Source organism: Micromonospora sp. NPDC049101, assembly GCF_040648675.1.
Classification (GTDB): domain Bacteria; phylum Actinomycetota; class Actinomycetes; order Mycobacteriales; family Micromonosporaceae; genus Micromonospora.
In genome coordinates, this window is record NZ_JBEZED010000010.1 from 209124 (window position 1) to 230303 (window position 21180).

Annotated in this window: 20 protein-coding genes; 13 read left to right on the forward strand and 7 right to left on the reverse strand. The window is 70.6% G+C overall.

Going from position 1 to position 21180, the window contains the following annotated elements; all coding sequences use genetic code 11:
- Window positions 1-35: 35 nt before the first annotated feature.
- Window positions 36-296, forward strand: coding sequence for a preprotein translocase subunit SecG (gene secG, locus AB0B57_RS16440; protein ID WP_354994712.1), 261 nt, complete (start codon window positions 36-38; stop codon window positions 294-296).
- Between the two features lie 141 nt (window positions 297-437).
- Window positions 438-779 carry an RNA polymerase-binding protein RbpA gene (locus tag AB0B57_RS16445; protein ID WP_357069810.1) on the forward strand — a complete coding sequence of 114 codons (342 nt, stop codon included), beginning with the start codon at window positions 438-440 and terminating at the stop codon, window positions 777-779.
- Window positions 780-810: 31 nt separating this feature from the next.
- Here the strand turns inward: AB0B57_RS16445 and pgl are convergent, their stop codons facing one another.
- From pgl to tkt, 6 genes are all read right to left on the reverse strand, one after another.
- The gene (gene pgl, locus AB0B57_RS16450; protein WP_357069812.1) at window positions 811-1581 is read right to left on the reverse strand and encodes a 6-phosphogluconolactonase; all 771 of its coding nucleotides are present in this window, start codon (window positions 1579-1581) and stop codon (window positions 811-813) included.
- A gap of 138 nt (window positions 1582-1719) precedes the next feature.
- Window positions 1720-2736, reverse strand: coding sequence for a glucose-6-phosphate dehydrogenase assembly protein OpcA (locus AB0B57_RS16455; protein ID WP_357069814.1), 1017 nt, complete (start codon window positions 2734-2736; stop codon window positions 1720-1722).
- Window positions 2733-4238: a glucose-6-phosphate dehydrogenase gene (gene zwf, locus AB0B57_RS16460; RefSeq protein WP_357069942.1), complete on the reverse strand. Its 1506-nt coding sequence runs from the start codon at window positions 4236-4238 to the stop codon at window positions 2733-2735. The genes AB0B57_RS16455 and zwf overlap by 4 nt, the downstream gene beginning before the upstream one ends.
- Window positions 4239-4405: 167 nt before the next feature.
- On the reverse strand, window positions 4406-6055 hold the full coding sequence (locus AB0B57_RS16465) for a glucose-6-phosphate isomerase (RefSeq protein WP_357069816.1): 1650 nt from the start codon (window positions 6053-6055) through the stop codon (window positions 4406-4408).
- A 76-nt stretch (window positions 6056-6131) separates the two neighbouring features.
- On the reverse strand, window positions 6132-7307 hold the full coding sequence (gene tal, locus AB0B57_RS16470) for a transaldolase (protein WP_357069818.1): 1176 nt from the start codon (window positions 7305-7307) through the stop codon (window positions 6132-6134).
- 15 nt (window positions 7308-7322) lie between these two features.
- Entirely contained in the window at window positions 7323-9461 is a 2139-nt protein-coding gene (gene tkt, locus AB0B57_RS16475; RefSeq protein ID WP_357069820.1) for a transketolase, read from the reverse strand.
- Between the two features lie 264 nt (window positions 9462-9725).
- Here tkt and AB0B57_RS16480 point away from each other — a divergent pair, with 264 nt between their 5' ends.
- The 3 genes from AB0B57_RS16480 (at window position 9726) to AB0B57_RS16490 (ending at window position 12233) form a co-directional block, all read left to right on the forward strand.
- The gene (locus tag AB0B57_RS16480; protein WP_357069822.1) at window positions 9726-10679 is read left to right on the forward strand and encodes a heme o synthase; all 954 of its coding nucleotides are present in this window, start codon (window positions 9726-9728) and stop codon (window positions 10677-10679) included.
- Window positions 10680-10963: 284 nt separating this feature from the next.
- Window positions 10964-11299: a hypothetical protein gene (locus AB0B57_RS16485; RefSeq protein ID WP_357069825.1), complete on the forward strand. Its 336-nt coding sequence runs from the start codon at window positions 10964-10966 to the stop codon at window positions 11297-11299.
- Window positions 11300-11312: 13 nt separating this feature from the next.
- Window positions 11313-12233 carry a hypothetical protein gene (locus AB0B57_RS16490; RefSeq protein ID WP_357069827.1) on the forward strand — a complete coding sequence of 307 codons (921 nt, stop codon included), beginning with the start codon at window positions 11313-11315 and terminating at the stop codon, window positions 12231-12233.
- A 235-nt stretch (window positions 12234-12468) separates the two neighbouring features.
- Here the strand turns inward: AB0B57_RS16490 and AB0B57_RS16495 are convergent, their stop codons facing one another.
- The gene (locus AB0B57_RS16495; protein ID WP_357069829.1) at window positions 12469-13416 is read right to left on the reverse strand and encodes a COX15/CtaA family protein; all 948 of its coding nucleotides are present in this window, start codon (window positions 13414-13416) and stop codon (window positions 12469-12471) included.
- Between the two features lie 194 nt (window positions 13417-13610).
- Here AB0B57_RS16495 and AB0B57_RS16500 point away from each other — a divergent pair, with 194 nt between their 5' ends.
- The 8 genes from AB0B57_RS16500 to AB0B57_RS16535 all read left to right on the forward strand — a co-directional run bounded on the left by AB0B57_RS16500 (window position 13611) and on the right by AB0B57_RS16535 (window position 20543).
- Window positions 13611-14333 (forward strand): ArsR family transcriptional regulator, encoded by a 723-nt coding sequence (locus AB0B57_RS16500; protein ID WP_357069944.1) that lies wholly within the window; start codon window positions 13611-13613, stop codon window positions 14331-14333.
- Window positions 14330-15760, forward strand: coding sequence for a Fe-S cluster assembly protein SufB (sufB, locus tag AB0B57_RS16505; RefSeq protein ID WP_357069831.1), 1431 nt, complete (start codon window positions 14330-14332; stop codon window positions 15758-15760). The genes AB0B57_RS16500 and sufB overlap by 4 nt, the downstream gene beginning before the upstream one ends.
- A gap of 91 nt (window positions 15761-15851) precedes the next feature.
- Window positions 15852-17051: a Fe-S cluster assembly protein SufD gene (gene sufD, locus AB0B57_RS16510; RefSeq protein WP_357069833.1), complete on the forward strand. Its 1200-nt coding sequence runs from the start codon at window positions 15852-15854 to the stop codon at window positions 17049-17051.
- Complete coding sequence (locus AB0B57_RS16515; RefSeq protein WP_357069835.1) at window positions 17051-17377, forward strand: non-heme iron oxygenase ferredoxin subunit; 327 nt, start codon at window positions 17051-17053, stop codon at window positions 17375-17377. The genes sufD and AB0B57_RS16515 overlap by 1 nt, the downstream gene beginning before the upstream one ends.
- Window positions 17377-18150 carry a Fe-S cluster assembly ATPase SufC gene (gene sufC, locus AB0B57_RS16520; RefSeq protein WP_357069837.1) on the forward strand — a complete coding sequence of 258 codons (774 nt, stop codon included), beginning with the start codon at window positions 17377-17379 and terminating at the stop codon, window positions 18148-18150. The genes AB0B57_RS16515 and sufC overlap by 1 nt, the downstream gene beginning before the upstream one ends.
- Window positions 18151-18170: 20 nt before the next feature.
- Window positions 18171-19505, forward strand: a complete 1335-nt coding sequence (locus AB0B57_RS16525; RefSeq protein ID WP_357069839.1) for a cysteine desulfurase — start codon at window positions 18171-18173, stop codon at window positions 19503-19505.
- 2 nt (window positions 19506-19507) lie between these two features.
- Window positions 19508-19981, forward strand: a complete 474-nt coding sequence (gene sufU / locus AB0B57_RS16530; protein WP_357069947.1) for a Fe-S cluster assembly sulfur transfer protein SufU — start codon at window positions 19508-19510, stop codon at window positions 19979-19981.
- Between the two features lie 76 nt (window positions 19982-20057).
- Window positions 20058-20543, forward strand: a complete 486-nt coding sequence (locus AB0B57_RS16535; protein WP_357069841.1) for a metal-sulfur cluster assembly factor — start codon at window positions 20058-20060, stop codon at window positions 20541-20543.
- Window positions 20544-21180 lie beyond the last annotated feature (637 nt).

Genomic DNA, 21180 nt, shown 5'->3' on the forward strand with positions numbered 1-21180 from the left:
GGCGAGGATCGCTACGAGAGGAACTGACCCCAGCCATGCCGATCTGGTTCGCATACACGTTGATCGTGTTGCTGGTCATCACGAGCATTCTGCTCACCATGCTGATCCTGCTGCACCGCGGCAAGGGCGGCGGTCTGTCGAGCATGTTCGGCGGTGGCGTCAGCTCCAGCCTCGCCGGCTCCTCCGTGGCAGAGAAAAACCTGGACCGTTACACCGTTCTGGTGAGCGTCGTCTGGTTCGCCGCCATCGTCGGGCTCGGGCTCTGGCTGCGCCTCCAAATGAACAGCGGCACCTGAGCGAGCTCGTTGAGTCGTACAATCTGCGCGCGGTCCGTCACCACGACGGGCCGCGCGCAGGCTTTTCTCCGCTGCACCGCGTCGCCCGCCGCCCACCCCTGTTTGACGGCGGGTCCCCTCCGACGACAGGAGCGAGCAGCCGTGCCCAGTGGCAACGTCATCCGCGGCGCCCGAGTCGGGTCCGCACCCATGCGCCCAGACGAACGGCACCAACCCGCCCCCCGACAGGACGTCACCTACTGGTGCCGCAACGATCACCGGATCGACATCCGGATCGCCGCGGACGCCGAGGCGCCGGCCCGGTGGGACTGCCCCCGATGCGGCCTACCCGCCGGCCGGGACGCGCAGAACCCGCCCGGCCGGGTCCGCGCCGAACCGTACAAGAGCCATCTGGCGTACGTGAAGGAGCGGCGCACCGCCGAGGAGGGCGAGGCGCTGCTGAACGAGGCACTGGCGGCGCTGCGCCGCCGCCGCGGCGAGTAGCGGGCTGCTAGCGCAGGCTGGTAGCGGGCTGCTAGCGCAGGCTGCGCAGTCGTGCGGGCACGTCGGCTGCCGCCGCCCGGTCCAGCAGCCAGCGGGTGCGGCCCACGCCGTGCACCCCGGCGGCCGGCAACTGCACCGACCCGGCACCGGCCAACGCCATACCCACCGCGCGGGCCTTGTCGGCCCCGCCGGCCACCAGCCAGACCTCCTCGGCGGTGTTGATCGCCGGCAGGGTGAGCGTGGTCCGCACCGGGGGCGGCTTCGGGCTGCCCCGCACCGCGCTGCACGGCCGGGTCTCGTAGTGCACCGGATGCTCGGGGAAGACCGACGCCACGTGCCCGTCCTCGCCGACGCCCAGCATCAGCACGTCGAAGTGCGGCAGGGTGGCGTGCCCGGGCCGGGCGGCACGCGCCAACTCCTGCGCGTACAGGGCTGCCGCCGCCTCCGGGTCGTTGCCGGCCGGGCCGTCGGAGGCCGGCATCGGGTGCACCCGGGCCGGGTCCAGCGGCACCACGTCCAGCAGGGCGGCCCGGGCCTGGGTCTCGTTGCGGTCCGGATCACCGGCGGGCAGGAACCGCTCGTCGCCCCACCACACGTCGACCCGGGACCAGTCCACCGCGTCGCGGGCGGGCAGTGTCGCCACCGCCCGGTACACGGCGGCGGCGATCCGGCCACCGGTGAGCACCACCGAGGCCGCACCCCGGTCGGCCTGGGCGTCGAGCAGCTTCACCAGCAACCGGGCCGCCACGGCCTGCGCCAGCAGGTCGGCGTCGGCGTGGACGGCGACACTCGCCTCACTCATGGAATGCGCCTTCGTTTCCCGACCGCCCGGCGGTCGCTGTCGCGTCGTGCCCGGGCCGCGATGCCCGAGATGGTGTGTTTGCGGGGCAGCGGCCGGTCCGCACCGGCCCCTGCCCCGACGTCGTGCCCCGGTAGGGCGTCAGCTCTCGCCGCTCGTGCCGGAGTGCGCGGCGACCCCGGCCTCGGCGCGCTGCGCGGTGGCCGGATCTTTCCACACGTGCACCCGCTGCGCGGGACGCTGGTCCAGCCCGCGTAGCCCGATCGTCGCGCCCAGCGCCTCCGCGTACACCTGGTCGGCGTCCAGACGCCGCAGCTCCTCGGCCAACTCGTCACCGAGGGGCCGGCGGACCAGCGGCAACGCCCGGTCGTCCTGGCCGGTACGCCGGAACACCGCCATGCTGTCCTCGCGGGTCAGCACCAGTTGGTCGCCGTTGGCGCAGCTCAACCGCACCTCCCGCATCCGGGGGAACTCGTCGGTGTCCACCCGGTGCGGGGTGATGCCGAGCCGACTGGACAGCCAACCGACCATCAGCGCCGCCGTCGGGTCGGTGGGCGGCGCGACCACCGTCGCCTCGACGACCCGCTCGCTGGCGGTGTCGAACGCCCCCGCGACCAGGGTCCGCCACGGGGTGATCCGGGTCCACGCCAGGTCCGTGTCGCCAGGTGCGTAGTCCCGGGCACGCTGCCGCAGCGCCTCCACCGGGTCGGCGGCCTGCGCCGAGTCGGTGATCCTGCGGTCGGCGACCACCCCGAGGAAGTCGGTGGCGATCTCCGCCGGCGGCTCGCCGTGCCACCAGGTGACCACCGGCACGTCCGGAACCAGCAGCGGCATCACGACCGACTCGGCGTGCAGGGCCAACCGGCCGTACATCCGGGTGACCACCGCCTCGCACGGGCCGAGCCGGCCACCGACCACGATCTCCGCGTCCAACCGGTTGCGGTCCCGCTCGATCTCGGAGCGAACCACCACCACCAGCCGGCACGGGTGGGCGGCGGCGGCGATCGTCGCCGCCGCCTCCGCCTCACGGACCCGCTTCTCGTCCACCACCACGATGAGCGTGAGCGCCATCCCACTGGCCACGCCGCCGGCGCTGCGCCGCTCGGCGGCGAGCGCCTTGACCACCTCGTTGCCGGTGGTGTCCCACAGCCCGATCATGCTCTTCTCCAAGCGCGGCCCTCGCGGGCCAGCATCTCGTCGGAGGCCCGCGGCCCCCACTCGCCGGCCCGGTACGGCTCCGGCTTGGTGCCCGCCCAGGCATGCTCCAGTGGGTCGATCACCTGCCAGCTCTGCTCGACCTCGGCCGCGTCCGGGAACAGGGTGCGGTCGCCGATCAGCACGTCCAGCACCAGCCGCTCGTACGCCTCGGGGCTGGACTCGGTGAACGCCTCGCCGTACTGGAAGTCCATCGCGATGTCGCGGACCTCCATCGTGGTGCCCGGCACCTTGGAGCCGAACTTGAGCACCACGCCCTCGTCCGGCTGCACCCGGATGACCAACTGGTTGTTGCCCAGCGACTCCATGTCGGCGTCGTTGAACGGCAGGTGCGGTGCCTTCTTGAACATGATGGCGACCTCGGTGACCCGCCGGGGCAGCCGCTTGCCGGCCCGGATGTAGAACGGCACCTCCGCCCACCGGCGGTTCTGGATGCCCAGCCGCACCGCCACGTACGTCTCCGTGGTGGAGTCGGCGGGGACGTCCCGCTCCTCCAGGTAGCCGACCGCGCGCTCGCCACCCACCCAGCCGGGCAGGTACTGGCCACGCACGGTGTCGCGCGCCACGTCCTTGGGCAGGGTGATCGCCTTGAGCACCTTCAGCTTCTCGGCCCGGATCTCGTCGGCGTCGAAGCTTGTCGGCTCCTCCATCGCCACCAGGGCCAGGAGTTGCAGGAGGTGGTTCTGGAGCACGTCGCGGGCGGTGCCGACGGTGTCGTAGAAGCCGGCGCGGGTGCCGATGCCGACATCCTCGGCCATGGTGATCTGCACCGAGTCGACGTACTTGGAGTTCCACAGGGGCTCGAACAGGTTGTTGGCGAAGCGCAGGGCGAGGATGTTCTGAACTGTCTCCTTGCCCAGGTAGTGGTCGATCCGGAAGACGTCCTCCCGGGTGAACACGTCGTCGACGAGGTCGTTGAGCGACTTCGCCGAGGGCAGGTCGTTGCCGAACGGCTTCTCCACCACGACCCGACGCCAACCGCCGGACTTCTCGTTGTCGGCCATCCCGGTGCGGGCCAGCTGCTTGAGCACGACCGGGAACGCGGCCGGCGGGATGGAGAAGTAGAACGCCGCGTTACCGGTGATGCCGTGCGTCTGGCGCAGGTCGTCGAGCGTCGACGAGAGCTGGTCGAAGGCCGCGTCGTCGTCGAACGACCCGCCGACGAACTTGATGTTGCCGGCCAGCCGCGCCCACACCTCGTCCCGCCACGGGGTACGCGCGTGCTTGCGGGCGGCCTCGCAGGCCAACGTCTCGAAGTCGCCGTCACCCCAGTCGCGGCGAGCGAAGCCGAGCACCACGAAACCGGGCGGCAGCAACCCCCGGTTGGCCAGGTCGTAGACCGCCGGGAGCAGCTTCTTGCGGGCCAGGTCGCCGGTCACCCCGAAGATCACCAGAGCACAGGGCTCCGGGATCCGGGGCAACCGGCGGTCCTGCGGGTCGCGCAGCGGGTTCGTCGCGCCACCCTCGGTTCGCGACTGCGGGGCTCGCGAACCCGGCTCACTCCTCGCGCTCACGGTGCCCCCTCGGTTCGCGACTGCGGGGCTCGCGAACCCGGCTCACTCCTCGCGCTCACGGTGCCCCCTCGCTTCCGCTTCAGTCACGTCGTCCATCCTCACGCCCGCAGCGCACCGGCGGCGTCGAGCAGTTGGGCGACACCGGCGGCACGGTCGGTCAGGTGCAGCCGCAGCACCGGGCGCTCCCGCCCGGCGAGGGCCTGCCGGTCACCGGCGGCCTGCGCCGCCTGCAACACACCGAACGTGTACGGCTTGCCCGGCACCGCCAGATCCTCGGCGACCGCACCGGTCACCTGAAGGTAGCTGCCCACCTGTGGGCCGCCCTTGTGGTACTGGCCCGTGGAGTGCAGGAACCGCGGCCCCCAGCCGAAGGTGACCGGCCGCCCGCCCGCCTCGGCGAGCAGCGGCCGCAGCCGGGCCGCGTCGGCGTCGGCGAACCGGTCGAGGTACGCCATCACGGCGAGGTAGCCATCGTCGCCCAGCCCGTCGAGCAGCCAGCGCAGCACCCCGGCCAGGTCACCCGGAGCGCCCTGCGGGGCGTACACCTCGATCGCGCCCTCGGTGAACGACGGCGACTCCGCCGGCAGGCCCGAGGCCAGGATCTTGTTGGTGTTCTCCTTGGACTCGGTGACGTTCGGCTGGTTGAACGGGTCGATACCGAGCACCACGCCGGCCACCGCCGTCGCGTACTCCCAGGCCAGGAACTGCGCGCCCAACGGGCCGTTGACGGCCACGTCCGGGGTGGCGCCGCCACCCGGCACGTCACCGGGGGCGAGCGAGCCGCCGTAGCTGACCGTCAGCACGTCGGCCCCGGTCGCGCCGGGGCTGCCCGGGGACTCCACGACCACCGGAAGGATGCCCACCCCGGCCTTGCCCGTCGACTCGGCGATCAGCTGCTCGGCCCAGTCGCCGAGCCCGTCGATGCCGGTGCCGTCGGAGACCAGGGCGACCTTGTCCCGGGCCAGCGTGGCCGCGGCGCCCAGGGCGGCACCCAGCGCCAGCGCCGGATTGTCCCGGTCCCCGCCGAACGACGCGGCCAGCGCGTCGGCCTGGTCGAGCAGCTCCGCGACCTCCACCCCGGCCAGCGCCGAGGGCACCAGCCCGAACGCGGTGAGCGCCGAGTACCGGCCGCCCACGTTCGGGTCGGCGAGCACGGTGAACGCGCCCATCTCCGCGGCGGTGGCCTCCAGCGGCGAACCCGGGTCGGTGACGATGACGAAGTGCCGACCGGCCTCCGCCTCGGTCATCCCGGCATCCAGGAACGCCTGCCAGTAGGCACGTCGGTGGCTGTCGGTCTCCACCGTCGAGCCGGACTTGCTGGCCACCACCACCACTGTGCGTTCCAGCCGGTCACCGAGCGCCGCCCGGACCTGGCCCGGGTCGGTGGTGTCCAGCACGGTCAGCGGGCGACCCAGGGTCCGGGTGATCACCTCGGGGGCCAGCGACGAGCCACCCATGCCGGCGAGCACCACGTGGTCCAGGTCGGCCAGCTCCGCTTTCAGCTCGGCCAACTGCGCCAGCAGCTCCCGGCTGCGCCGGTGGGTGTCGACCCAGCCGAGTCGGACCTTCGCCTCGGCTTCGGCGTCCGGACCCCAGAGGCTCGCGTCCTTGCCCGCCAACCTGCCCGGGACGCCGGCCTTGACCAGCGCCTCCCGGGTCGACGCGGGCGCGGACTTGTCGACCGCGTCCGCGCCGTACACGGCGAGCCCGGCAGCGGCCTCCACCGGCCCCGCAAGTAGGTCGCTCATGCCGTCACTCCGCTTCGCTGCGTGCCGTCATGAGGCACCTTCGCACTGAGCCTGCTGATTCGCTCGCTGCGCTCGCTCATGCGCCACCGGCCTTCTCGGCGCCCTTGGCGTTGCCCTTGGCGGCCTTGTTCGGCGCACCCTTGCCCTTGGCCGCCGCCTCCAGCGACTTGCGGACGCCGTCGAGCAGCTCCTGCCAGCTGGCCTCGAACTTCTCCACGCCCTCGCGCTCCAGGGTGGCGATCACGTCGTCCATGTCCACCCCGACCGACTCCAGGTCCGCGAAGACCTTGCGGGCCGCGTCGTAGGCGCCGGTGATGGTGTCGCCGCGGGTCTCGCCATGATCGGCGTACGCGTGGATGACCGACTCCGGCATGGTGTTGACGGTGCCGGGGGCGATCAGCTCCTCGACGTAGATCACGTCGCGGTAGTCCGGGTTCTTCGTCGAGGTGGACGCCCACAGCGGCCGCTGCGGGTGCGCCCCGGCGGCGGCGAGTGCCTTCCACCGGTCGGAGGAGAACACCTCGGTGTAGCGCTCGTACGCCAACTGGGCGTTCGCGACGGCGGCCTTGCCCTTCAGGGCCTTGGCCTGGTCGGAGCCGATCTTCTCCAACCTCTTGTCGACCTCGGAGTCGACCCGGGAGACGAAGAACGACGCCACCGAGCCGATCTTCGACAGGTCGTGGCCGTTGGCCTTGGCCTGCTCCAGACCGGAGAGGAACGCCTCCATGACCGCCGAGTAGCGGTCCAGGCCGAAGATCAGCGTCACGTTGACGCTGATCCCCTCGGCGAGCGTGTCGGTGATCGCCGACAGGCCGGCCTCGGTGGCCGGGATCTTGATGTAGAGGTTGGGGCGGTCGACCAGCCACCACAGGGCCTTGGCCTCGGCCACCGTCTTGTCGCTGTCGTGCGCCACCCGGGGGTCCACCTCGATGGAGACCCGACCGTCGACGCCGTCGCTGCCGTCGTAGGACGGACGCATCACGTCGCAGGCCCACCGCACGTCGTACGTGGTGAGCATGCGCACCGACTCCTCGACCTCGATGCCACGGGCGGCGAGGTCGCGAAGCTGCCAGTTGTACTCGTCGGCGTCGCTCAGCGCCTTGGCGAAGATCGTCGGGTTGGTGGTGACACCGGCCACGTGCTTCTCGCGGCGGAGCTGGTCCAGCCCGCCGGAGCTCAGTCGTACGCGGGAAAGGTCGTCGAGCCAGACCGCCACACCTGCGGCGGTGAGCTCATTCAGCTTGTCGGTCATGCCGTCCACGCTCCCTCAGTTGCCGGTCGTGAAACCGGTGATGTCGCCCACCCGGGCCAGCGAGGCGTGTGCCGCCGCCACGATCCGGTCACCGGTAAAGCCAAACTGCTCGAAGAGCACGGTGTACGGGGCACTCGCGCCGTAGTGCTCGATGCTGACGCTCTCGCCCAAGTCGCCGACGACGCCGCGCCAGGACATCGCGATGCCCGCCTCCACGCTCACCCGTGCCTTTACCCCGCGGGGGAGCACCGACTCCCGGTACGCCTCATCCTGCTCGTAGAACCACTCCTGGCAGGGCATCGAGACGACCCGGGTCGGGGTGCCGTCGGCCTCCAGCCGCTCCCGGGCGGTCAGGCAGAGCTGCACCTCGGAACCGGTGCCCACGATGATCACCTGCGGCTTGCCGTTGGATGCCTCGGCCAGCACGTAGCCACCCTTGGCGACGCCCTCCGCGCTGCCCAGGACACTCCGGTCCAGGGTCGGCAGCGCCTGGCGGCTCAGCGCCATGGCCGTCGGACGATCGGTGTGCTCCAGCGCCAGCCGCCACGCCCAGGCGGTCTCGTTGGCGTCGGCCGGGCGGACCACGTCCAGGCCCGGAATGGCCCGCAGCGCGGTCAGGTGCTCCACCGGCTGGTGGGTCGGGCCGTCCTCGCCGAGGCCGATCGAGTCGTGCGTCCACACGTACGTCACCGGCAGCTTCATCAGCGCGGCCAACCGCACCGCTGGGCGCATGTAGTCGCTGAACACCAGGAACGTGCCGCCGTAGGGGCGGGTGCCGCCGTGCAGGGCGATGCCGTTGAGGATCGCGCCCATGGCGTGCTCACGGATGCCGAAGTGCAGCGTGCGGCCGTACTCGTGACCGGGGAAGTCCTTGGTGGCGTGCGCGGCCGGGATGAACGACGGCTCACCCTTCATGGTGGTGTTGTTACTCTCGGCCAGGTCGGCCGAACCACCCCACAGCTCCGGCAGCACCGGCGCGAGCGCCTCCAGCACCTTGCCGGAGGCGGCCCGGGTGGCCACGCCCTTGGCGTCGGCGGGGAAGACCGGCAGCGCGTCGGTCCACCCGTCCGGCAGCACCCGGCCGGCCATCCGCTCGTAGAGCGCGGTGCGCTCCGGGTTGGCCTTCTTCCAGGCGTCGAACGCGGGGGTCCACTGCTGCTCGGCCTCGGAACCGCGACCCATCACCGAACGGGCGTGGGCGAGCACCTCCTCGTCGACCTGGAACGTCTGCTCCGGGTCGAAGCCGAGGATCTGCTTGGTGGCCTTCACCTCGTCGGCGCCGAGCGCCGAACCGTGGATCTTGCCGGTGTTCTGCTTGTTGGGCGCGGGCCAGCCGATGATGGTGCGCAGCGCGATGAACGACGGGCGGGCGGTCTCCGAACGGGCGGCCACCAGCGCCGCGTACAGCGCCTCGGCGTCCTCGTGGTAGTCGCCCTGGTCGGCGTCGCCGGTGCGCCAGTCGACGGTCTGCACGTGCCAGCCGTACGCCTCGTAGCGGGCGGCCACGTCCTCGCTCTTGGCGATCCGGGTGTCGTCCTCGATGGAGATCTCGTTGTCGTCGTAGATCACCGCGAGGTTGCCCAGCTGCTGGTGCCCGGCGAGGGAACTGGCCTCGTGGCTGATGCCCTCCTCGATGTCGCCGTCGGAGACGATGCACCAGATGTTGTGGTCGAAGACCGACTCGCCCGGCTCGGCCTCGGGGTCGAACAGACCGCGCTCGCGGCGGGCCGCCATGGCCATGCCGACCGCGTTGCCCAGGCCCTGCCCGAGCGGGCCGGTGGTGGTCTCCACGCCCGGGGTGTGCCCGTGCTCGGGGTGACCCGGGGTCTGCGAGCCCCACTGCCGCAGCGACTTCAGGTCGTCCAGGCTCAACGGGTAGCCGGACAGGAAGAGCTGGATGTAGAGCGTCAGGCTGGAGTGCCCGGCGGAGAGGACGAACCGGTCCCGGCCGGGCCAGTTCGGGTCGGCCGGGTTGTGCCGCATGACGCGGTTGAAGAGGAGGTACGCCGCGGGCGCGAGGCTCATCGCGGTGCCCGGGTGACCGTTGCCGGATTTCTCTACGGCGTCCATGGCCAGCACACGGACGGTATCGACGGCCCGGCGATCGAGGTCGGACCAGTTCAGTGCGGAGTGCTCGGGTCGTTTGGCAGCCACGATGGTTGTGCTCCTCGGCAGATGGGCGGAACCCTCACCGATGACCTTATCGAGCGTCCCTAAACCCGCGCCCGGGGATCTCATCATGGTGTGCGTGACGTGACGTTCCGGATGCTCGGTTCAACTCGGTGGTGTGACGGCTCGCACCGTTGTCGGGTCGGCCGGGCAGCCAAAACGACAACGCGTAGTGTGTGGGTCGGCGTGCGGGCCCGAGCGGCCCGCCGATCCGATCTCCCCCGTGCCGATGCCGGAAGGTGCCAATCCGTGAGCATGATCACCGAGCGCCCCGCGAGCAACCCGGCCGGGCAACACCCGGCCCGGGCGGCCGAGGGTCCGGTGGCCCGGCGGGACGTGCGTGGGGTCCTCTCGGCGTACGTGGCGCTCACCAAGCCGCGGATCGTCGAGTTGCTGCTGGTCACCACCATCCCGGCGATGATGCTCGCCGACGGCGGGCTCCCGTCGCTGTGGCTGATGGCCGTCGTGCTGATCGGCGGCTCGCTCGCCGCGGGTGCGGCAAGCGTGCTCAACTGCTACATCGACCGGGACATCGACCAGTTGATGCGGCGTACGAAGCGTCGGCCGCTGCCGGCGCACACCGTGTCACCGCGTAACGCGCTGGTCTTCGGTCTGGTGCTGGCGGCGGTGTCGATCGCCCTGATGGCGGCGTTCACCAACCTGCTCGCCGCCGGGCTGACCCTCGCCGCGATCGTCTACTACGACGTCATCTACACGCTGTGGCTCAAGCGCTCCACCCCGACCAACACCTTCTGGGGTGGCGCCTGCGGGGCGGCCCCGGTGCTGATCGGCTGGGCGGCGGTCACCGGCTCACTGGCGCCGGCCGCCTGGGGGCTCTTCGCGGTGGTCTTCTTCTGGCAGATGCCGCACTTCTACCCGCTCGCCATGAAGTACAAGGACGACTACGCCCGCGCCGGGATCCCGATGCTGCCGGTGGTGGCCTCGGTCCGCCGGGTGAACGCCGAGATCCTGATCTTCGCGTGGCTCACCGTGCTCACCTCCCTCGCGGTCTGGCCGCTGGGGCTCAGCGCGATCTACGGGGTGCCGACCCTGGTGGTCGGTGCCATCTTCGTGGTCGAGGCACACCGACTCTGCCGGCGTGCGACGCGGGGCGAGGCGGTCAAGCCGATGCGGCTGTTCCACTGGTCCACGACGTACCTGACGATCGTGTTCGCGGCCGTCGCGCTCGACGCGCTGATCTGACCTGCCCTCCCAGACCGCGGCTCGGCCGCCGGGACTCTCCTGACTAATCACGGGCATGGATGAGTTGTCCGGGTTTAACGTCACATAAGAGTAACTTTCGGCATGAGCCGGATCGGCTCAACTCCGCGGGTTGGAGCATGGTTTGCCCGCTCCCTTTGTGCGGGAAAGTCCGGATATAATCGGACAGGAAACCCGTGATCGTTCTCAAACCTCTAGGTAATTGGCATCACAAAAGGTTCATGGTTCTCGCCCGGGAGGGTGCAGGTCTGCTTAGGCTTCGCGTTATGGCAGATGGTTCCGATACGACGATGACGGCCGAGCAGACCGCCGCCGAGCAGGCACCCCAGGGCCTGGTCGCGGGCCTCAAGGCGTTCGCCGCCGGCCACGGCGGTGCGAAGGCGGTCATCGAGTACGTCGGCAAGCGTGGCGCGCGAATCGTCCTGGTGGGTTCCGACGGCGAGTGGGGCGACCAGTTCGCCGACGACACCGTCACCGCCCGTGAGGCGTGCGCCGAGGCGGGAGTCACCGTCGAGAACGCCTGGGAGCGTGAACTGATGGACCAGATGCGTCCGAGCAACGACCTCTGGCGGTCGATGGCCCGGCGCACGATGGCTCGCTGAGCAGCCAACCGAATTGACCACCCACCACCAGTCGACCCGGGGGAAACCCCGGGTCGCTCTCGTCACCTGTGCCGACCTCGTCGATCTCGACCCGGACGACCGGCTGGTCCTCGCTCCACTGACGGCCCGGGGCATCTCCGTCGAGACCGCGGTGTGGGACGACCCCGACGTCGACTGGTCCTCCTACGACCTGGTCGTGCTCCGCTCACCCTGGGACTACGCGCTACGCCGCGACGAGTTCGTCGCCTGGGCGGCCACCGTCGCGGCGTTGGTCAACCCGGCCGACGTGGTCCGCTGGAACACCGACAAGCGCTACCTCGCCGAGCTGAGCGCCGCCGGGGTGCCGACCGTGCCGACGGCCTGGATCGCGCCGGGGGAGAGCTGGCAGCCACCGGCCGAGACCGGCGAGTACGTGCTCAAGCCCGCCGTGAGCGCCGGCAGTCAGGACACCGGCCGCTACGACCTGGCCGACCCGGAACACCGGGACCTGGCCGCCGCACACGTCCGCCGGCTCTCCGACGCCGGCCGGGTGACCATGGTCCAGCCGTACCTGCGTGCCATCGACACCGAGGGCGAGACCGCACTGCTCTTCCTGGCCGGCCCGGACGGGCTCACGTTCAGCCACGCGATCCGCAAGGGTCCGATGCTGACCGGTCCGGACCTCGGCCCGGACGGGCTCTACAAGGCCGAGGAGATCACCACCCGTACCGCCCGGCCCGCCCAACTGGCGGTGGCCGAGAAGACCCTCGCCACGGTGCCCGGCGGCACGCGGCAACTGCTCTACGCCCGGGTCGACCTGATCCCCGGCCCGGACGGCGAGCCGGTCCTGGTCGAGCTGGAACTGACCGAGCCGTCACTGTTCATCGGGTACGCGGACGGAGCCCCCGACCGTCTCGCCGCCGCGATCGCCACCCACCTGACCCGCGGGGCCTGACCGGCACGGCCGGGCTCCCGGCGGCGATCGCACAGTCAGGATCCGCCCGCAGAGCGCCTTGATCGACTCGGCTTTCTGAAAGTCGGCCCGTCAGATCGACCCGGACACCGCGACTTCCTGAAAACCGAGTCGATCAAGGCCATGCGGGCGGGCGGCGCGCGGGGCGGGCGGGGCGGGCGGGACTGCGGGGTGCGCGGGGCCTGCGGGGTGCGCGGGGCCTGGGGGCGGGCGGGGGTCAGACGGTGGCCGGGACGGGGGCGGCGGCGTCGGCCGGGGTGGCCTCGGCCGCCGGGGCGACCGGGCGGCGCTCGCGGGTCGACCACTGCACCGAGAGGGTGGCCAGCAGCACCAGGCAGGCGCCGAGCATGTGCGCGCCGACCAGGAGCGCCGGCACGTGGGTGAAGTACTGCACGAAACCGATCACACCCTGACCTAGCTCCACGGCGACCAGGACGATCGCGGCACTTGTGGCCCGGCGCGCACCCACGGCGCGGAACGCGAAGATCAGCGCCACCGAGAGGCCGATCAGCAGGAAGACCCCGTCGGCGTGCACCTGGGAGATCGACTCCGGGTCCAGTCCGTTGCGGGCCGCGCCGTGGTCGCCGGCGTGTGGACCGCTGCCGGTGACCCAGGTGCCGATGACCAGCACCGCGACGGCGACGCCGGTGGTGACGCGGGCCAGCGCGCGCAGCGGTGTGGGCACCACGGCCACGGTCGGGCCGTCCGGGTCGCCGATGCGCCGCCAGAGGGCGTACGCGGCGGCGATCACCGCCATCGAGGCCAGGAAGTGCAGGCCGACCACCCACGGGTTGAGGTTGGTGAGCACGGTGATGCCACCGACCACCGCCTGGGCGGGGATGCCCAGGAAGACGGCGACCGCGAGGGGCAGCAGCCCGGGTCGCCGCGCCCGCAGTGTCAGGACGGCCAGCAGCGTGGCCAGCGCGATCAGGCCGACCGCGAAGGTCAGCATCCGGTTGCTGAACTCGATCACCCCGTACACCCCCATCTCGGGGGTGGTGACGTACGAATCGTCGGTGCACCGGGGCCAGGTGGGGCAGCCGAGGCCCGAGGCGGTCAGTCGGACGGCTCCGCCGGTGAGGACGATCCCCACGTTCGCGATGATCGAGGCGAGCGCGAGGCGGCGCAGCAGGTTGCCGGGGACCGGACGGACGATTCGGTTCACGGCGCAAATCCTACGCACTGTAGTGATCGAGGTTCGTCCGACTCCGTCGGCTCGGTGGTTCGGATCACCGGGGCCCGGGTTTGCGACCCTCCGGGTAATTACGTAACGTTGGCGTTGTGAAAAACGCGGCGGCGCTTCCGGGGCACCAGCCGACGGCTGTCCGAGCCGTCGGTGCGTCCGCGTCCGCGCCGGTCGTGACCGCCTCGGTGGCACCCGCTGGTGCCACGGCGGCAGAGAGTTCCACCCGTGACCGGGTCACCCAACTGCTGCTGGAGCGGGGTGCGACGACCGCCGCGCAGCTTGGCGCGGCCCTCGGGCTCAGCCCGGCGGCGATCCGCCGGCACCTCGACGCGATGCTCGCCGACGGCGACGTGTACGCCCGCGAGCAAGCCGTACAGGGCAGCCGCGGTCGGGGGCGTCCGGCCAAGGTGTTCATGCTGACCGAGGCCGGTCGGGTTCGCTGTGGCACCCATCACTACGACAACATGGCCACCGCCGCACTGCGCTGGATCGCCCGCGGCGGCGGGTCGGACGCGGTCGAGGCGTTCGCCACCGAGCAGGTCTCCGCTCTGGAGTCGCGCTGTCGGGCGGCCATGGAGGACGCCGGCGACGACCCTCTCGCCCGAGCCGAGGCACTCGCCGCGGCTCTCACCGCCGAGGGTTACGCTGCCAACGCGACCACGATCGCCTCCGGCGGTCAGCTCTGCCAGCACCATTGTCCGGTGGCGCACGTGGCCGCCGAGTTTCCTCAGCTGTGCGAGGCCGAGACCGCGGTGATCTCCCGTCTGGTCGGCACCCACGTGCAGCGCCTTGCCACCATCGCGCACGGCGACGGGGTGTGCACCACGCACATTCCGACCCAGCCGGGGCGTGCTCAATCCGGTAATCCCGTCACCACTGTGAGGACAGATAGATGACCGAGCAGATCGTCCAGCCCCTGACCCAGGAAGAGCAGCTTGCCGCCCTGGGCCGGTACGAGTACGGCTGGTCCGACCCGGACGCCGCCGGGGCGGTCGCCCAGCGCGGCATCAACGAGGCGGTGGTGCGGGACATCTCGGCCAAGAAGAGCGAGCCGGCGTGGATGCTCGACCTGCGGCTGAAGGGTCTGCGGCTGTTCGGCCGCAAGCCGATGCCGGCCTGGGGCGCGGACCTCACCGGCATCGACTTCGACAACATCAAGTACTTCGTGCGGTCCACCGAGAAGCAGGCCACCAGCTGGGAGGACCTGCCCGAGGACATCAAGAACACCTACGACCGGCTGGGCATCCCGGAGGCGGAGAAGCAGCGCCTGGTCGCCGGTGTCGCGGCGCAGTACGAGTCCGAGGTCGTCTACCACAAGATCCGTGAGGACCTTGAGGAGCAGGGCGTCCTCTTCCTGGACACCGACACCGCGCTGCGCGAGCACGAGGACGTCTTCAAGGAGTACTTCGGCACGGTGATCCCGGTCGGCGACAACAAGTTCGCCGCCCTGAACACCTCCGTGTGGTCCGGCGGCTCGTTCATCTACGTGCCGAAGGGTGTGCAGGTGGAGATCCCGCTGCAGGCCTACTTCCGGATCAACACGGAGAACATGGGCCAGTTCGAGCGGACGCTGATCATCGTCGACGAGGGTGCGTACGTGCACTACGTCGAGGGCTGCACCGCGCCGCTCTACTCCTCCGACTCGCTGCACAGCGCGGTCGTGGAGATCATCGTGAAGAAGAACGCGCGCTGCCGCTACACGACCATCCAGAACTGGTCGAACAACGTCTACAACCTGGTCACCAAGCGCGCCGTCTGCCACGAGGGCGCGACCATGGAGTGGGTCGACGGCAACATCGGCTCCAAGGTGACCATGAAGTACCCGGCGGTCTACATGACCGGCGAGCACGCCAAGGGTGAGGTGCTCTCGGTGGCGATGGCCGGCGAAGGTCAGCACCAGGACGCCGGCGCCAAGATGGTGCACGCCGCGCCGCACACCTCCTCGACCATCATCTCCAAGTCGATCGCCCGTGGCGGCGGCCGCACCTCGTACCGGGGTCTGGTGCAGGTGCTTGAGGGTTCGCACCACAGCCGCAGCACGGTCAAGTGCGACGCGCTGCTCGTCGACACCATCTCCCGCTCGGACACCTACCCGTACGTCGACATCCGCGAGGACGACGTGTCGATGGGGCACGAGGCGACCGTCTCCAAGATCAGCGACGACCAGCTCTTCTACCTGATGAGCCGGGGCCTGAGCGAGGACGAGGCGATGGCCATGATCGTGCGCGGCTTCATCGAGCCGATCGCCAAGGAGCTCCCGATGGAGTACGCCCTGGAGCTCAACCGCCTGATCGAGCTTCAGATGGAGGGTGCGGTCGGCTGACGCCGCCGCTCCCGCCGGGCGGGCCGGAACGTCGGCCCGCCCGCACCCGGCCCCAACCTCGTCGTCACGGAACAGACAGACCAAGGAAGACATGACTACCCAGGCTTCCGCGCCGCCTCCCAGCACCAAGTCGCAGGCGCTGCGCTCGTACGACGTCGCCGACTTCCCGGCCCTCACCGGCCTGGAGGAGGAGTGGCGTTTCACCCCGCTCAAGCGCCTCCGCGGCCTGACAGGCGACGGCTCCAGATCGCTGCGCGGCGCCAGCCGCGCCGAGCTGGAGTCGTCGGATGCGGCGCCGGCCGCGACCGGCGCGGTCCGACACGAGTACGGTGCCCTGCCCGAGGGCGTCGCCATCACCCGGGTCGGCCGCGACGACGAGCGGGTCGGCAGCGTGCTGACCCCGGTCGACCGGGTCAGCGCGCTGGCCTACGGTGCCGCCGCCGACGCCCTGCTGCTGCGGGTGGCCGAAGACGTGGTGCTCGGCGAGCCGGTGCGTCTGCGGGTGGTCGGCCAGGGCGTCGAGCAGCCGGCGTTCGGTCACACCTTCGTCGAGGTGGGCCGGTTCGCCGAGGCGACAGTGGTCGTGGAGTACGTCGGGTCGGCCACCCTGGCCGACAACGTCGAGGTGGCCGTGACCGACGGCGCGAAGCTGACGCTTGTCACGATCGCCGACTGGGCCGACGACGCGGTCCAGGCCCAGCACCTGAAGATCAAGCTGGGCCGGGACGCCAAGGTCATCCACATCCAGGTGTCCCTGGGTGGCGACCTGGTCCGGCAGTTCACCAGCGTGGAATACACCGGTCGGGGTGGCGAGGCCGAGCTGTACGGCGTCTACTTCGCCGACTCCGGCCAGCACCTGGAGCACCGGCAGTTGGTCGACCACTCCGTGCCGGACTGCCGCAGCTACGTCGGTTACCGGGGCGCCCTGCAGGGCGAGAGCGCGCACACCGTCTGGGTCGGTGACGTGCTGATCCGGGCCGAGGCGACCGGCACCGACACGTACGAGATCAACCGGAACCTGCTGCTCACCGACGGCGCGCGGGCGGACTCCGTACCCAATCTGGAGATCGAGACCGGCGAGATCGCCGGCGCCGGCCACGCCAGCGCGACCGGCCGCTTCGACGACGAGCAGTTGTTCTACCTGATGGCCCGGGGCATTCCGGAGAGTGAGGCCCGCCGGCTGGTGGTCCGCGGCTTCTTCGCCGAGCTGATCAACAAGATCCCGGTGGAGTCGCTGCGCGAGAGCCTCGGCGACGCGATCGAGGCCCGGCTCACCAAGGCGGGCGCCTGATGATCCGCCTCTGCTCCACCGAGGACGTGCCGAAGGGCACCGCGATCAGCGCGGACGTCGACGGCACCCCGATCGCGCTCGTGCACGGCGAGGACGGCGAGTTCTACGCCGCCTACGACGAGTGCTCGCACGCCGCGGTCGCCCTCTCCGAGGGTGAGGTGGACGGCTGCACGCTGGAGTGCTGGCTGCACGGCTCGCGCTTCGACCTGCGCACCGGGCAGCCCTCCGGTCTGCCGGCCACCGAACCCGTCCCCGTCTACCCCGTCGAAGTCCGCGACGGCGACATCTACCTCAGCCTGACGCCGAGTAATGGAGTGACCCGATAATGAGCACCCTGGAGATCCGCGACCTGAAGGTGTCGGTCAAGCTGCCCGAGGGTGAGCTCAAGCCGATCCTGGCCGGCGTCGACCTGACCGTGAAGTCCGGTGAGACCCACGCGATCATGGGCCCGAACGGTTCCGGCAAGTCCACGCTTGCGTATTCGATCGCCGGTCACCCCAAGTACGAGATCACCGGCGGCACGGTGACCCTCGACGGCGAGGACGTGCTCGCCATGACCGTCGACGAGCGGGCCCGCGCCGGCCTCTTCCTGGCCATGCAGTACCCGGTCGAGGTGCCCGGCGTCTCGGTGGCCAACTTCCTGCGGACCGCGAAGACCGCCATCGACGGCGAGGCGCCGAAGCTGCGCACCTGGGGTGGCGAGCTGCGCGGCGCGATGGAGCGCCTGCAGATGGATCCGGCGTTCGCCCAGCGCAACGTCAACGAGGGCTTCTCCGGCGGTGAGAAGAAGCGGCACGAGATCGTCCAGTTGGAGCTGCTCAAGCCGAAGATCGCGATCCTCGACGAGACCGACTCCGGCCTCGACGTGGACGCGCTGCGCGTGGTCAGCGAGGGCGTCAACCGGGTCCGCGACAACGGCGACACCGGCATGCTGCTGATCACCCACTACACGCGGATCCTGCGCTACATCAAGCCGGACTTCGTGCACGTGTTCGTGGCCGGCCGGATCGTCGAGCAGGGCGGCCCGGAGCTGGCCGACAAGCTCGAGGCCGAGGGCTACGAGCGGTACGCCGCCGGGGCCGGCACGGCCAAGGCCTGAGCGGGAGAGGCGCTGTCGAGATGACCAGCATCGCGATCCCCGCGGGGATGCCACAGTACGACGACGTGCCGCGTTTCGACGTGGCCCGGGTGCGTGCCGACTTCCCGATCCTCGATCGGGACATCAACGGGCACCCGCTGGTCTACCTCGACAGCGCCAACACCTCGCACAAGCCCCGCCAGGTGCTCGACGTGCTCGACGAGCACTACACGCGGCACAACGCCAACGTGTCGCGCTCGGTGCACACGCTGGGCACCGAGGCCACCGAGGCGTACGAGGGGGCGCGGGCCAAGATAGCCGCGTTCATCAACGCGCCGAGCGTCGACGAGGTGGTGTTCACGAAGAACTCCACCGAGGCGATCAACATCGTGGCGTACGCCTTCTCGAACGCCTCGCTGCGCGCGGACGCCTCTGCGCTGGCTGCTCCGTCCCGCGAGACGGACGAGCGTTTCCGGCTCGGTCCGGGCGACGAGGTGGTGATCTCCGAGATGGAGCACCACTCGAACATCGTCCCGTGGCAGCTGCTCTGCGAGCGCACCGGCGCGACCCTGCGCTGGTTCCCGGTCACCGAGCAGGGCCGGCTGGACGAGTCGGGCCTGGCCGACCTGGTCACCGAACGGACGAAGATCGTCTCGCTGGTGCACATGTCCAACATCCTCGGCACCGTCAACGCCACCTCCCGGATCACCGCGCGGGTCCGTGAGGTGGGCGCGTTGCTGCTGCTGGACTGCTCACAGTCGGTGCCGCACCTGCCCATCGACGTGGTCGACCTGGACGCCGACTACATCGTCTTCACCGGGCACAAGATGCTCGGCCCGACCGGCATCGGCGTGCTCTGGGGTCGGGGCGAGCTGCTGGCGGCCATGCCGCCGGTGTTCGGCGGCGGTTCGATGATCGAGACGGTCACCATGGCCCGCTCGACGTTCGCCGCGCCGCCGGCCCGCTTCGAGGCGGGCACCCCGCCGATCGCCGAGGCGGTCGCGCTCGGTGCGGCGGTGGACTACCTCACCGGCATCGGCATGCCGGCCATCCAGTGGCACGAGAAGGAGCTGACGGCGTACGCGCTGGACGCCCTCGGCTCGGTGCCCGACCTGCGGATCTTCGGCCCGACCGTGCCGGTCGGCCGGGGCGGCACCATCTCGTTCGCGCTCGGTGACGTGCACCCGCACGACGTGGGTCAGGTGCTCGACTCGCTGGGCGTGCAGGTGCGGGTGGGCCACCACTGTGCCAAGCCGGTGTGCAGCCGGTTCGGTGTCCCGGCGATGACCCGGGCCTCGTTCTACCTCTACACCACCACCGAGGAGATCGACGCTCTGGTGGCCGGTCTGGAGCAGGTGCGGAAGGTGTTCGACTGATGGTGCAGCTCGACCAGCTCTACCAGGAGATCATCCTGGACCACTACAAGCGCCCACACGGTCGTGGCCTGCGCGACGCCGACGACCCCGGTGACCGGGTCGGGGAAGCGCACCACGTCAACCCCACCTGCGGCGACGAGGTCACCGTCCGGGTGGCCACCGACGGCGACGTGCTGCACGACATCTCGTACGACGGCATGGGCTGTTCGATCAGCCAGGCCTCGGCGAGCGTGCTGCACGAGTTGCTGCGCGGTCGGGGCGCCGGGGAAGCTTTCGAGGTGCACGAGGCGTTCGTGGAGTTGATGTCCGGACGTGGCCAGGTCACGCCGGACGAGGACGTGCTCGGTGACGGGGTTGCTTTCGCGGGTGTGGCCCGCTATCCCGCCCGGGTCAAGTGCGCGCTGCTGCCGTGGATGGCGTTCAAGGACGCCGCGGCACGCGCCGGTGTGGGCGTGAGCCCGGAGGTGAAGGCATGAGCGAGCGTCAGCGAGCGAGTCAGTGGTGCGGCGCGGTGGTGCCTCATGGCGTTACGAAGCGAAGCGGAGCGAAGGCATGAGCAGCGAGAACACGGCTACTGCGGCGACGCCGGAGGCCGATGACGCCGTCCTGGCGCAGACCGATGCGGTGACGCCGGATGCCGGTGACGCCGCCGTCCCGGCGGGCGATGCCGTCGTCTCGGCGGGCGATGTTGCCGTCCCGGCGGGCGGGGTCAGCAAGGCCATGGTCGCCGACATCGAGGAAGCGATGAAGGACGTCGTCGACCCGGAGCTCGGCATCAACGTGGTCGACCTGGGCCTGGTGTACGGCGTCCACGTCGACGACGAGAACGTCGCCACCCTGGACATGACGCTCACCTCGGCGGCCTGCCCGCTGACCGACGTGATCGAGGACCAGACCCGGCAGGCGCTGACCACCGGCCCCGGCGGCGGCCTGGTCAACGACATCCGAATCAACTGGGTGTGGCTCCCGCCGTGGGGCCCGGACAAGATCACCGACGAGGGTCGCGACCAGCTCCGGTCCCTCGGCTTCAACGTCTGAGCTGACCCCGGTCGGCCCTGCCCGTCGAGCGCGACGCCCCGCCTGGGGCGTCGCGCTCGCTGGGTGTTGACGCCCAGGCAGTGCCACCGCAGCGCCCCGCCCCGCGCCATCCCGCGTCGCCCGCTCGCAGGATCGCGCACTGTCCTGCGTCGCGACCTTGCACGTTCTGTCCCGACATAACGTGCACATGCGCCCATATCAGCGACAGAAGGGCAAGATCGGCGCGATTCTCCTGCTCGGCGCCTGATGCCACTCCATCCATGCCAACGCCGTCGCGTCAGGTGGACCGGTGTTGCCTCGCCGATCATGGAGTTGTGGTGGGCAACAGAACTCCCATAAGCCCTTAAAGTCGGCACCACAACTCCATGATCGCCAAGCCGGGCCTACCCCGCCGCGCGATCGTGCACTTCATATCCCGGGTTGACCAGCCGGCTACAGCCCTATCGCACCTGCGGCCAACCTCTTGATCAACCTGGGCGCGTCGCTCCTGGGGCGGTGGTTGGGACACGCCGGGGCGGCGGATGTCGCTCCGCTCGGTGAAAACTCCGTGGAAATGCGGTGGCGGGGACGCCGCTTCGGCGCGGAGGATGCGCGGGTGATTGAGGCGTACCCGATGCAGGTTTCTGTCCGTGCGGCC